Annotated in this window: 9 protein-coding genes; 8 read left to right on the top strand and 1 reads right to left on the bottom strand. The window is 59.3% G+C overall.

Going from position 1 to position 12990, the window contains the following annotated elements; genetic code table 11:
* The first annotated feature begins 194 nt into the window (after window positions 1–194).
* From betT to HMPREF1206_RS01405, 3 genes are all read left to right on the top strand, one after another.
* A complete protein-coding gene (betT, locus tag HMPREF1206_RS01415) occupies window positions 195–2375 on the top strand; it encodes a choline BCCT transporter BetT (RefSeq protein ID WP_016421624.1) in 2181 nt (726 codons plus the stop codon).
* Window positions 2376–3944, top strand: coding sequence for an aldehyde dehydrogenase family protein (locus HMPREF1206_RS01410; protein WP_016421623.1), 1569 nt, complete (start codon window positions 2376–2378; stop codon window positions 3942–3944).
* A 142-nt stretch (window positions 3945–4086) separates the two neighbouring features.
* Entirely contained in the window at window positions 4087–4905 is an 819-nt protein-coding gene (locus HMPREF1206_RS01405; RefSeq protein ID WP_016421622.1) for a phosphatidylcholine/phosphatidylserine synthase, read from the top strand.
* Here HMPREF1206_RS01405 and HMPREF1206_RS01400 read toward each other — a convergent pair.
* Complete coding sequence (locus HMPREF1206_RS01400; RefSeq protein ID WP_042388269.1) at window positions 4902–5921, bottom strand: hypothetical protein; 1020 nt, start codon at window positions 5919–5921, stop codon at window positions 4902–4904. The two genes, HMPREF1206_RS01405 and HMPREF1206_RS01400, sit on opposite strands and share 4 nt — an antisense overlap.
* Window positions 5922–6125: 204 nt before the next feature.
* On the opposite strand from HMPREF1206_RS01400, the gene HMPREF1206_RS01395 reads away from it, so the two are divergent.
* From HMPREF1206_RS01395 to kdpB, 5 genes are all read left to right on the top strand, one after another.
* Window positions 6126–7610: a YeeE/YedE thiosulfate transporter family protein gene (locus HMPREF1206_RS01395; RefSeq protein WP_016421620.1), complete on the top strand. Its 1485-nt coding sequence runs from the start codon at window positions 6126–6128 to the stop codon at window positions 7608–7610.
* A gap of 76 nt (window positions 7611–7686) precedes the next feature.
* Entirely contained in the window at window positions 7687–8376 is a 690-nt protein-coding gene (locus HMPREF1206_RS01390; protein ID WP_016421619.1) for a YdhK family protein, read from the top strand.
* A 670-nt stretch (window positions 8377–9046) separates the two neighbouring features.
* Complete coding sequence (locus HMPREF1206_RS01385; RefSeq protein WP_016421618.1) at window positions 9047–9139, top strand: potassium-transporting ATPase subunit F; 93 nt, start codon at window positions 9047–9049, stop codon at window positions 9137–9139.
* On the top strand, window positions 9136–10788 hold the full coding sequence (gene kdpA / locus HMPREF1206_RS01380; RefSeq protein WP_042388265.1) for a potassium-transporting ATPase subunit KdpA: 1653 nt from the start codon (window positions 9136–9138) through the stop codon (window positions 10786–10788). The genes HMPREF1206_RS01385 and kdpA overlap by 4 nt, the downstream gene beginning before the upstream one ends.
* On the top strand, window positions 10785–12893 hold the full coding sequence (gene kdpB, locus HMPREF1206_RS01375) for a potassium-transporting ATPase subunit KdpB (RefSeq protein ID WP_016421616.1): 2109 nt from the start codon (window positions 10785–10787) through the stop codon (window positions 12891–12893). The genes kdpA and kdpB overlap by 4 nt, the downstream gene beginning before the upstream one ends.
* Window positions 12894–12990 lie beyond the last annotated feature (97 nt).

Raw genomic sequence — 12990 nt, 5'->3', positions numbered from 1 at the left:
CACGTATATAGAATGGCATACAATTGGCATTCAATTCCAGTTGAAATGATTTTAAACGCCGTGAAAACTAGATAAAGATGCAGGTAGTGGTGTTGATATTGGGGTTAAGGAATTCTTCTGAATCGATTCTAAGACTTGAGGGATTATTCAAACTAGGTATGCTGGATTAGTTCCCGAATCTGAAGGATTTTCCTATGTCTGATACTCCGCCAACTGAGAAGGTAACGGAGGAAAAATCTGGGTCGTCGCAAGAAATGCAGCGATCGCAGTCGGTCCCTCCGCAACAAGCGCAAGCGAGTGCGACCTCTGAGCCTGAGGTCAACTGGCCTGTATTTATTATTTCAGGCGTTGGTATTCTCGCCATTGCCCTGTGGGCTATTTTTGCCCGGGACAATGCAGCGGACACCCTAGCTGGCATTGTCGCCTGGGTGTCGAAGAACTTCGGCTGGTTCTATATTGTGACCGCGACGGTGGCAGTGCTCTTCATGCTCTACATCGCCATCTCGCGAACGGGGCAGATTAAGCTCGGCCCCGATCACGCCAAACCTCAGTTCGGCCTGTTTTCTTGGGCCTCTATGCTCTTTGCCGCAGGTATCGGCATTGACCTGCTCTTCTTCTCGGTAGCAGAGCCGGTGGCACAGTACTATGGCCCGCCGACCGGAGATGCGGAGACCATCGAAGCTGCACGTCAGGCAGTGGTGTTCACGCTCTTCCACTATGGTGTGACCGGTTGGGCGCTCTATGCCCTGATGGGTATGGCATTCGGCTACTTCGCCTATCGCCTGAACATGCCACTGACCATTCGCTCGGCGCTCTACCCAATCATTGGCAAGCGCATCCACGGCCCCGCTGGTGAAGCGGTCGAAATCGCAGCGATGCTCGGTACCGTTTTCGGTGTCGCAACTTCGCTGGGTATCGGCGTCGTCCAGCTGAATTACGGCCTGCGCGTGCTGTTCGGGGTGGATGAGAGTACGTCCTGGCAGATCGCTCTAATCGTCGTGGCTGTATCGGTGGCTATCGCCTCCGCGGTTTCCGGTGTTGACAAGGGGATTCGCCGTCTCTCGGAGCTCAACGTTGGCCTGGCCATCTGCTTGATGCTCTACATCCTGGTCACTGGTCGCACGGCGTTCCTGTTTGACGCCCTGGTGATGAACGTCGGCGAGTACGTCTCCAAGTTCCCATCCATGACTATGGATACCTACGCGTTCTCCGGAGCGCAGGAATGGTTGAATTCCTGGACCCTGTTCTTCTGGGCTTGGTGGGTGGCCTGGGCACCGTTCGTCGGTTTGTTCCTGGCCCGTATTTCCCGTGGCCGTAGCCTGCGCCAGTTTGTCGTCGGCACGCTGACCATTCCATTCCTCTTCGTCCTGATGTGGGTGTCGGTATTCGGTAACTCGGCGCTGGACCTGGTCATCAATGGCGATTCGGAGTTTGGCCAGACTGCACTGGATTACCCGGAGCGTGCCTTCTACCTGCTGCTGGAGCAGTACCCGGCGCCGATGATGGTGGCTGCAGTCGCATCTCTGATTGGCCTGTTGCTCTACATCACCTCGGCGGACTCGGCGGCACTGGTGATGAGTAACTTCACTTCGAAGATCACCGACACACAGCAGGACGGTAAGAAGTGGACCCGCATTTTCTGGGCTGTCGTGGTCGGTGTGCTGACCATCTCCATGCTCTATGTCGGTGGTATTCCGACGCTGCAGTCGGCAACGATTGTGATGGGTCTGCCGTTTGCCTTTGTCATCTATCTGGTGATGTATGGCCTGTTTAAGTCGCTGCGACTGGAGCTGTTGCAACAAGATTCGACACGTCGAGCCCTCCACGGGGCGATGTCGGGCCGCGCCGTGGATGGCCAACAGGGTGACTGGCGCAATCGACTTGCCCGCTCCATGTCCTTCCCGGGCAAGAAGCCAGTCATGCGCTACCTCGACCGAGTGGTGCAGCCCGCACTTGAACAGGTGGCAGATGCTATCAGGGAACGTGGCGGTGAAGTGACGCTGCACCGTGAACCAGCAGAAGAAGTCGGTATTGACCAGATTGACCTGCAGGTCGGATTCGGCGAGGAGATGAGCTTCCGCTACCAGGTCTATCCGGTTGAACACTTGACGCCGTCTTTTGCTGGCCTGGTACACCTGGACAGTGATGCTGATATTTACTACTACCGCCTCGAGGTCTTCACGCTTACCGGTTCGCTCGGCTACGACGTCTATGGCTACACCCAAGAGCAGCTGATTTCCGACGTCCTCGACCTCTACGAACGGCACTTGGAGTTTTTGCACATGCAGTCTGATCTCCCGGGCACCTCAGATTTGTCCGATAATGCCGAACCTGTCCGCGAATGGTCTGATGACTACGCCAAGGAGGATTCCTAAATGACCTTTAAGCCTTCAACTACTGATAAGGCCCTCGCACCCGAGACCGCCAAATCCCACGAAGGCGCGGCCACGCTGTTTATCGACGGCACCTGGTCCGCTGCAGCCGCTGGCAACACTCGCACTATCGAGTGCCCGGCCGATGGCTCTTTCATCGCCGAAGTTGCGGAAGCAGATGCGACCGACACCGAGCGCGCCATCGCCGCCGCCGACGCCGCTTTCCGACGTACCGGGGAAGGTTCCTGGGCATCCTGGAGCACAGCTGAGCGCAGCAAGTTGGTACTCGACATCGGTGCTGCCATCAGGCAGCGCAAGGACGAATTTGCCTGGGCAGAGGCCATGGATACCGGTAAGCGCCTGCCAGAGGCGGCAGCCGATATGGATGACATCATCGCCTGCTTTGAGTACTTCGGGAAGCTTGCAGGCAATGATGCCGGTCGTCTCGTGGACGCGGATGACCCGTCCGTCGTCGCGCGCATTGTGCGTGAACCCGTCGGTGTCTGTGGCCTGATCACGCCGTGGAACTACCCACTGCTGCAGACCGCATGGAAGGTCGCACCGTGCCTGGCCACGGGCAATACCTTTGTGTTGAAGCCGGCGGAGCTGACTCCGCACACAGCAATTCTGCTCATGCACGTTATCGATGACCTGGGTGTTCCGGCGGGCGTTGCCAACCTCATTACCGGCGCTGGCGCCGAAGCGGGCGCACCGTTGTCCTCGCATCCGAAGGTGGACATGGTCTCCTTCACTGGCGGTCTTGTCACTGGCAAGATTATTGCTGGTGAAGCAGCCAAGTCCGTGAAGAAGGTTGCGCTTGAGCTCGGCGGCAAGAACCCGAACATCATCTTCGCCGACGCTGACTACGAAGCTGCTTTGGACAATGCCCTCAATGCTGCGTTCCTGCATTCCGGTCAGGTCTGCTCGGCGGGCGCTCGCTTGATTGTGGAGGAGTCCATCGCCGAGAAGTTCGTCGACGATCTGGTTGAGCGCGCCGGGCACATCCAGCTCGGCGGTCCACTCGATGAGAAGGCCGAGACCGGTGCGCTGATTTCGAAGCAGCACCTGGATAAGGTCGCGGCATACGTCGATCGGGCGCGTGAGCAGGGCGCTCGCGTGCGCGTTGGCGGCGAGGTTGCCACCGGCGCCACCGCTGACGGTTCCGCCTCGCTTGCCGACGGCTACTTCTACCTCCCAACCGTGATTGACCAGGTCAACCGCGAAATGGACTGCGTTCACGACGAAGCCTTTGGCCCGGTGGTGACGGTGGAGACCTTCACCACGGTTGACGAGGCCATCGAGATTGGCAACGACACCGAATATGGCCTGGCCGGTGCGGTGTGGACATCCAACCGCGAGGTTTCTGAGCGCGTTTCCCGCGAGCTGCGTCACGGTACCGTCTGGATCAACGACTTTGGCCCCTACCTGCCACAGGCCGAGTGGGGTGGCTTTGGTCAGTCCGGTATTGGTCGCGAGCTGGGCCCGACCGGCCTGGAAGAGTACACCGAAGCCAAGCTGGTCTACGAGAATACAGCACCGGCGGTTACCGGTTGGTTCGAGGATCGTCGTTAAATAACTCGGCACAAGCCCGAGCAATAATACGGGAAAACGACCCATCGGCCGTTATACTCACCGATTGAAAAAATCGACTCTGCGCACAACTGCGATAAAGGTTTGCAGTTGTGCGCGTTGTGTTTTCTAAAGGACATCTGCCGTGAACGCTACTACCCGCTCCGACAATGCCAGTTCTAGTACCGCCAGTGGGCCAGATACTGCCTGCGCCGATACTGCCAGCACCGCCGCGACCTTTACCCGCTTCACCCGGCGCCAGCATGTCATCGCCTGGGCTGTGCATGCCTTCACGCTGACCGGTTTGGTGTGGGCAACGCTGGCTGCGGTCGCACTGCTGGAGGGCCGCCCACATTGGATGTGGCTCTGGCTGGGCATTGCCCTCGTCGTCGATGGTGTCGACGGCAATATGGCGCGTAAGCATCACATCAAGGAAGTCGTCCCGTGGTTTAACGGCGCAGTGGTGGACAACATCGTCGACTATCTCACCTGGACCGCCATACCCGCGGCTTTCATGGTTATGTATCTGCCGCTGGGGCCACGGCCGTTGGCGATTGCCCTGATCATTTTGGTTCTGGTGTCGTCGATGTTCTGCTATGCCAACGAAGCCGCCAAGTCTGGCGACTACTACTTCGTTGGTTTCCCCGCCGCGTGGAATATCGTGGCGGTCTTGCTGTGGGTATGGAACGCGCCCATGGCGGTGTGTATCTCTGCCATTTTTATCTTCAGCGCAATGACGTTGGTGCCGCTGCACTACACGCATCCATTCCGCGTGGAACGCGGCCGGATTGCCAACATTGCCGCAACGTTCATCTGGATTGTCTCGACCGGCATGCTTATCGCAGGTGAGACGGCGGTAGCGTCGTTAAGCATGACCTCTATCCACGGGCTTGTGGCTGTCAACGTCGCCGCCGGTGCCTGGCTGATTATTGGCGGCGTGCGGCGCTCGCTCAGCGGTCGCTAGCGGCAGGCGGTGGGTGGTTGGCGCAGGATTGCGGAGATGGCGCGGTCGCGTAGCCAGCGGACGTATTCGACGGCGCAGGCTGCGACAATTAATGCAATGACAAAGATGGTGACCCACGCCGGATAATCGCGCCCATTGGCCCAGAAGTAGACGTAAGGCGAGACGAAAGTCACTAGGGTGATCAGGAGCCCCAGCATTCTTCGGCCGAATGAGCGGCCGGTGATCATCTCGACAATTCCCCAGGTGTAGGGGATAGCGGTAATGATGTCGATGCTCCACAGCACCCAGACATTGCCATGGAATCCGGGGACGAAAACCACAGGTAGCGCGCGGAGCGAAGAGTAGACCATCACCACCAGATAGGCGAGGACCTTCGGGTTGTACAGCAGGCGCCACACGGGGTTGCGCTCGATGAGTTTGGTCCCGACTTTGCGTAGTGCCTGCAGGTCCTTTTGCTGCATGACCAGCGTATTTGTTCCCTCCAGCAGGTAAGCGAGCAGTTTTTGCTGCTCGAGACTGCCGTGTGCCCAGGCCTGCACCAGCTCGCTTGGCGAGATAGCGATGGGCACCAGTGGTTCTCCGCGCTGTTTCAGCGCAGTGGGAAGCTCGAGGGTGCTGCCATCGAGCTTATCGACGGCCAGTTCCGGGCCCACCACATGAACGATGTCGCCGCCGAGGATGTTTTGTACCTTCTTCACATCACTTTCGGGCAGCGAGCTGAACCAGAGTAGCTGCCGGGAGGAAATTGCCATCCGCAAGGCGGTGCCCAGAGCTTCTGCCGCGTCATCGATGGCGTAAAAGTCCTGCGTGTTGGTGTGGGCGAGTGAACGCAAGCTGTCGATTGTCACGACATTTTTGGCATTGAGCTCGCTGAGGCGGGCCACGCCGGAAATATCGATGACCGCCTGAGGGTCAAGGGCGAAAGCATGGGTAAAAGGAAGGTCGAGTATCGAGCGCATCGCAAGGAGCCGCTGGTGTCGCTGGTGTCCAACCAGGGCTGAATTCTGTGCGCTCATAGTGTTTTAGCTTGCCACAACTTGCGCTTCTCACCAGCAACTATACGGTTCGGTCTGTCTATTGGCAGGTGTTCTACCCTGTGAAAACTTCATTAAGTTGGACTTTTTTCGCTGTGTAGAGTAGCTTCTAATCCACTAATAGACAGGTCTGTTCATTATGGCTTTGATGGCGGACTGGCTCATACTTTTAGGAGAAACACTCTCATGCTCATTTCAGGACTAGCGCTGGGTGCCGTGCTCGGCTTTGTTATGCAGCGAGGACGCTTCTGCGTCACCGGCTTCTTGCGCGATATCTTCACTCAGCGCAGCTGGCGCGGCTTTGTCGCCCTGCTGATTGTTATTTCCGTCCACGCCATCGGCCTGGCCGCACTGACCAGCGCCGGCGTGATTACTCCCGAATACAACGAGCTGGCACCGCTGGCCGTTATTGTCGGTGGCGTTATCTTCGGACTTGGTATCGTCCTGGCCGGTGGCTGCGCCTCGGGTACCTGGTACCGCTCCGGTGAGGGCCTGATCGGCTCCTGGATCGCACTGGTCTTTTACGCCCTATCCGCTGCTGCCATGAAGACTGGCTTCCTCAACGGCCTGCAGGATTCCCTGAAGGAACGCACCGTCGGCCTGACCAGCATTCACGCCTCTCTGGGCATTAGCATCTGGCCACTGGTCATCGCGCTGAGCGCCGTCACGGCATACTTCGCTGTCCGCTTCCTGCGCGAAGAATTCTCCGGCCCGCGCCCGGCCACTCTGGCGCCGCGCAAGTCCGGTCTCGCGCACATTCTGACTGAAAAGGCCTGGCACGTGTACGCCACCGCCGCCATCGTCGGTGTACTTGGCGTTATCGCATGGCCGCTGTCCGCCGCCACCGGCCGCAACGACGGCCTCGGCATCACGACTCCGTCCTCCAACCTCGCCAACTACGTTGTTACTGGTGACACCGAGCGTTTCGACTGGGGCGTCCTCCTCGTCCTCGGCATCCTCGTCGGCTCCTTCATCGCGGCCAAGGCCTCCGGTGAATTCCGCCTCCGCGTCCCGGACGCCACCCAGGGTGCACGCTCGGTCGTCGGCGGCATCTTCATGGGTGTCGGCGCTGCGTGGGCCGGCGGCTGCACCGTCGGTAACGGCATGGTTCAGACCTCGCTGTTCAGCTACCAGGGTTGGCTCGCACTGGCGTCCATCGCCGCAGGTGTCGCTATCGCCGCAAAGCTCTGGCTGAAGCCGTCCGCATCTTCGCTTAACGACGTCCCGAGCACCCCTTCCACCACCAACGACACAGCGGTATCGGCAACTGCTCCGGTCACTTCGGCTGCTACTTCGCCTGTGTCCCTGCCGGGTAGCGAAGGTGCCGGTGTCGCTGGCACCGAGGCCTCCCCGCTGGCGGGTGCCTTTACTGTCGCGCCGGTAGCGTTGCTCGACCGGAGCGTCGTCAAGCAGGAAGACGGCAAGCTCAAGCCACTGGGCGATGGGCGTTACGAGCTCGACACCGTCGGCGCGGTGTGCCCCTTCCCGCTGATCGAGGCCAAGGACGCGATCAACAAGATTGAGGTCGGCGAGGAGCTGGTGATCCCATTCGACTGCACCCAGGCCACGGATGCGATTCCGCGCTGGGCTGCGAAGGATGGCCACGAGGTCACCAACTTTGAGCAGACCGGTGAAGCTGGCTGGACGATTTCCGTCCGCCGCGGGAAGTAAGGCATGGTGACGGCGGGGGAGCGTTGTTAGGGTGAGGGCATAGATTGATTGACATCAACAACAAAGGAGCTCAACCATGGCAAAGAATATTCGACCACTAGATGCTCTCGTAGTCGCGGGTGCCGCCAGCGTCCTTGTGCTGGCCGGTTGCTCCTCCGATGATTCGGCTAGTACTGAGGCAAGCAGCACTGTTAGCGAGACCAGCTCTTCCGTGTCGGCCACCAGCACTGAGGGCCATGACGACATGGATGATATGGACGATGCCGATGAGCACGGTGAGCACGGCGACCACGGTGAGCACGGCAATCATGATGACGATGCAATGGCAGGCCATAATCACCCGGCCGATGGCGGCCCGGCTCCCGAGGGAATGGCTCCGGCTGACAACGCGAAGTTCCCGGTCGGCACTGAGGTGAAGGTTCTGGCCGACCACATGCCGGGCATGAAGGGTGCAGAAGGCAAGGTTGTCGGTGTTTTCAACACCACCACATACTCCGTGTCCTACACTCCGACCGATGGCAGCGAGCCGGTGAAGGACCACCGTTGGGTTGTCCACGAGGAGATGGAGAACCCAGGCGAGGCTCCGCTTGCCGATGGCTCCGAGATCACCATCAACGCCGAGCACATGGCGGGCATGAAGGGTGCCAAGGGCACTGTTGATTACTCCACCCAGGAGCCGGTCTACATGGTTGATATCGACGAAGATGGCATGACCATGAAGAACCACAAGTGGGTCACGGAGAGCGAGCTCGCACCGGAGGACTAATTAGTCAGGCTTAGTCAGCTACTTCTAGTCCGGTTGCTTCGGGCCGGTTGCTTCGGCCTAACTCAATCCATTAAAACCGGGTATCACGCAGGAAGCGTGGTGCCCGGTTTTTTTAATGCTTCGCGCCTATGCTCGTGTCCAAAAGCCTTCGGGTAGCGCGTGGTCCGACTGTGAGGGGCGGAGACAGCGGGGACGGGGCCGGGGCCGGCGAGGGCAGGGGCGGTCGGCCACTTGTCGATGAGCTATTCACCTGTCGATGCGCTATAGCGTGGCCATCAGTGAATAACGCATCGACAAGTGCCCAGGTAGACCCCACAGCGTGCGCATAAGTGGCGGAAAACCATCGATAAGACAAGGGAAGTCATCGACAGGTCACGGAAAACCATCGATAAGTCGGCAACACCAGTGCGCATGCTCAGCCCACTCGGTCACTGCAGCTGGTATTAATTCGCCGCGTACCTGCCTTGGCACTTTCTTAATCAGAAGTGCATTCGCGCACCTCAAAGCGCATAACCCCAGTTCAGCCGGGTGTTAAAAAAGCGTTAATAGGTGCCCGCCGCGGTAGGTATGAGTGTTTTATAACTGTCATGTTCGTAGACATTTTGCTTCTGCTACTCACCGTCGCGGCCTTCCTGCTACTGCAGGGCTGCGCAAAGGCGGTGAAGAAACTATGACGTGGGAATTGATCGTCGGCGCCATTTTAGGTTTGGCGGCATTGGGCTATGTCCTGGTCGCCCTGATTGATCCGGAGCGATTCTCGTGAGCAACGTCATTATGGGATTTGTCCCGGTAATCATCGTGATGGCCGCACTGGCCATCCTTTACATCCCGCTCGGCAATTACATGGGGCGGGTATTCACCACTGATAAGCACTTGGGTGTTGAGCGCGGTTTCTACCGCGCCATCGGTGTGCGCCCAGAGGCCAACCAGCACTGGACAAAGTACACCGCCAGTGTGTTGAGCTTCTCCGCTGTCAGCGTCATCTTCGTCTACCTGCTGCAGCGAGTGCAGCAGTGGCTACCGCTCAACCACGGCAAGGGCCCAGTCTCTCCGGACCAGGCGTGGAACACCGCGGTGTCGTTTACCACCAACACCAACTGGCAGTCCTACTCCGGTGAAGAAGCCATGACGGTGCTGACTCAGATGGCTGGCCTGGCAGTTCAGAACTTCGTCTCCGCCGCAGTCGGTATTGCAGTGGCGGTGGCGCTGGTTCGAGGCCTGGCCAACCGTCACGGTGACGGCAACATCGGCAACTTCTGGGTAGATCTGACTCGTACCGTCCTGCGAGTGCTGCTGCCCATCGCCGCTATTGGTGCAATTCTGCTGATTTCGCAGGGTGCCATCCAGAGTTTCTCGGCCCCACAGACTATTCAGACTGTCACCGGCGGCAGCCAGACTATCCCGGGCGGTGCCGTGGCATCGCAGGAGGTCATCAAGGAGCTGGGTACCAACGGTGGCGGTTACTTCAACGCCAACTCCGCGCATCCATTTGAAAATCCGAATGCGTGGACCAACATGCTGGAAATCTTCCTTATCCTGTTGATTCCGGTCTCGTTGACCAGGGCATTCGGTGTCATCATCGGCGACAAGCGCCAGGGCTGGGCCATTCTGTCCACCATGGCGGTGCTCTACTTCATCTCTCTGGCTGTCGTTATGTCCAGCGAGACTGCGCTGCAGTCCTTCCAAGGTGGCGGCATGGAGGGCAAGGAGTTGCGCTTCGGTGTGCTGCCGAGTTCCTTCTTTGCGGTGACCACCACCATGACGTCGACAGGCGCGGTGGACAGCTTCCACTCCAGCTACTCACCACTGGCAGGCGGCATGCTCATGCTGAACATGCTGCTGGGTGAGATCAGCCCTGGTGGTGTGGGCTCCGGTCTTTACGGCATGCTCATCATCGCCATCCTGACCGTGTTCATCGCCGGCCTGATGGTCGGCCGTACGCCGGAATACCTGGGCAAGCGCATTGGTGTTTCGGAAATCACCAAGGTCTGCCTCTACATCCTGGTCATGCCAGTGCTGGTGCTGGCAGGTGTCGGTATCTCCACCATGCTGCCGTCGACGCTGGACTCCGTGTCCGCTGATGGACCGCACGGCTTCTCCGACCTGATTTACGCCTACACCAGTGCGTCCAACAACAACGGTTCGGCATTCGCGGGCTTCGGTGCCGACACCCCGTGGTTCAATATGAGCCTTGGCTTCGCCATGCTGTTCGGTCGCTTCCTGCCAATCGTCATGGTGCTGGGTCTGGCTGGTGACTTTGCCAAGCAGAAGCCAGCGGCTGAAACCGCAGGCACGCTGCCGACCCACCGACCGCAGTTTGTGGGTCTGACCGTTGCCATTGCAATCATCGTCAGCGCCCTGACATTCCTACCAACTCTCGTCCTTGGCCCGCTGACGGAGGCCCTGTCATGAGCAAGAATTCCAACGCATCTTCCGCTTTTACTCCCAGCGCGCTGAAGGCCGCTCTGCCGCTTGCGTTGAGCAAGATGAATCCGCGCCAGCTCGTCGCCACTCCGGTGATGTTCCTGGTTGAGGTCGGCGCTGCATTCACACTGGTTCTGGCCATTGCGCACCCATCGCTGTTTAGTTTCTCCATCACCGTGTGGCTGTGGCTGACGGTGTTGTTCGCAACGCTGGCCGAGGCCGTCGCCGAGGGCCGCGGTAAGGCACAGGCTGAGTCGCTGCGCGCCTCGCGCACCACCTCCGATGCCTTCAAGCTCAATGAGGGGGCCAATGCCGCTGAGGCGCTGATTAGCCCTGCTGCTCAGACGACCAAGGTCGCTGCCACGGAGCTTGTTCCGGGCGATATCGTCATCGTCTCCGCAGGTGAGGCCATCCCCGCAGACGGCGATGTCGTCGTTGGCGCCGCCAGCGTCGACGAGTCGGCCATCACCGGTGAGTCCGCGCCGGTAATCCGCGAGGCAGGCGGCGATCGCTGTGCGGTCACCGGTGGTACGCGCGTGCTTTCCGACGTCATCGCCATCGAGGTCACCACCATGCCTGGTGAGAGCTTCATGGATCGGATGATTGGCCTGGTCGAAGGCGCACAGCGCAAGAAGACTCCGAATGAGTTGGCGCTCGGCTCCCTGCTGCACGTGTTGACCTTGATCTTCCTCATGGTCGTCATCGCACTGGCGCCGATGGCTATCTTCAATGGCGCTGAGCAGGATCCGTTGGTCCTGATTGCGCTGCTGATCTGCCTGATCCCGACCACTATCGGTGCACTGCTGTCCGCTATCGGTATCGCTGGCATGGATCGTCTGGTGCAGCACAATGTGTTGGCCATGTCTGGCCGTGCGGTTGAGGCCGCTGGTGACGTCGCCACGCTGCTGCTGGATAAGACCGGCACCATCACGTTCGGTAACCGCCAGGCCGCGGAGTTCACTGAGGTCGGTGGGACTAGCCACGCTGAATTGGTGTACGCCTGCCAGCTCTCCTCGCTTGCCGACGAAACCCCCGAGGGCCGATCCATTGTCGAGCTCGCGGAAAAGGAATCCAGCGAACGTATCGACGAGTCCGTCTACGCCACCGCGACCTTCATTCCTTTCACCGCTCAGACTCGTATGAGTGGTATCGAGTTCCCGGCAACCGGGGAGCAGAAGAACCGCAAGGTGGTAAAGGGTGCAGCTACCGAAATTGTGAAGCTGATGAAGCGCATCGGCGTCACGGTTCCTCCCGAGGTCGAGGGCATTGTGCAGCGCATTTCGGAAGCTGGCGGTACCGCACTCGTCGTGGCCGAGATTATCGGCGGGGAGGACGTAACCAGCGGTGACAGCGGCCGTGTGCTCGGTGTGATTTACCTCAAGGACATCGTTAAGCCGGGTATGCGTGAGCGCTTCGACCAGTTGCGCGAAATGGGTATCCGTACCGTCATGATTACCGGTGACAACGCCGTGACAGCGCATGCGATTGCGAAGGAGGCGGGCGTTGACGATGTTCTCGCCGAGGCTACCCCGGAGCAGAAGCTCGAGCTGATCCGCAAGGAGCAGTCGAAGGGTCGTCTGGTCGCTATGACGGGTGACGGCACCAACGACGCGCCAGCATTGGCGCAGGCTGATGTGGGTGTGGCCATGAACACCGGTACGTCCGCCGCGAAGGAAGCGGCCAACATGGTGGACCTGGATTCGGATCCGACCAAGCTGATTGACGTGGTGGGAATCGGCAAGCAAATGCTGATTACCCGCGGTGCGTTGACGACTTTCTCCATCGCCAACGATGTGGCGAAGTATTTCGCCATCATTCCGGCCATGTTCGTTACAGCCTTGCCAGGCCTGGACAAGCTCAACATCATGAATCTGCACTCGCCGGAAAGCGCCATCCTCTCTGCGGTGATTTTCAACGCACTGGTTATTGTCGCGCTGATTCCGCTGGCGCTGAAGGGCGTGAAGTACCGCGCTGGTTCCGCAGCATCGCTGCTCAGCCGCAACCTGCTCATCTTCGGCGTCGGTGGCATCATCGCACCGTTTATCGGCATCAAAATTATTGACCTCCTGCTCTCCGGAGTGTTCGGGCTGTAGTCCCGTACCGACAGTTCCGCACTAAGAGCCCCGAACCAAGGGGCTCGTACCTACAGTCCCGCACCAAGGGGCCCGCACTCACGGTCCCGCAGGACGG

Origin of the sequence: Corynebacterium sp. HFH0082 (genome assembly GCF_000411235.1) — a bacterium.
Classification (GTDB): Bacteria; Actinomycetota; Actinomycetes; order Mycobacteriales; family Mycobacteriaceae; genus Corynebacterium; species Corynebacterium jeikeium_D.
The sequence above is the reverse complement of the archived record's forward strand: the minus strand, read 5'-3'. Positions and strand labels throughout refer to the sequence as shown.

What these genes read in the sequence shown, in the direction of transcription:
- betT (WP_016421624.1), top strand. Translation starts at nt 195, where the DNA reads ATGTCTGATACTCCGCCAACTGAGAAGGTAACGGAGGAAAAATCTGGG.
- HMPREF1206_RS01410 (WP_016421623.1), top strand. Translation starts at nt 2,376, where the DNA reads ATGACCTTTAAGCCTTCAACTACTGATAAGGCCCTCGCACCCGAGACC.
- HMPREF1206_RS01400 (WP_042388269.1), bottom strand. Translation starts at nt 5,921, where the DNA reads ATGAGCGCACAGAATTCAGCCCTGGTTGGACACCAGCGACACCAGCGG.
- HMPREF1206_RS01395 (WP_016421620.1), top strand. Translation starts at nt 6,126, where the DNA reads ATGCTCATTTCAGGACTAGCGCTGGGTGCCGTGCTCGGCTTTGTTATG.
- HMPREF1206_RS01390 (WP_016421619.1), top strand. Translation starts at nt 7,687, where the DNA reads ATGGCAAAGAATATTCGACCACTAGATGCTCTCGTAGTCGCGGGTGCC.
- HMPREF1206_RS01385 (WP_016421618.1), top strand. Translation starts at nt 9,047, where the DNA reads ATGACGTGGGAATTGATCGTCGGCGCCATTTTAGGTTTGGCGGCATTG.
- kdpB (WP_016421616.1), top strand. Translation starts at nt 10,785, where the DNA reads ATGAGCAAGAATTCCAACGCATCTTCCGCTTTTACTCCCAGCGCGCTG.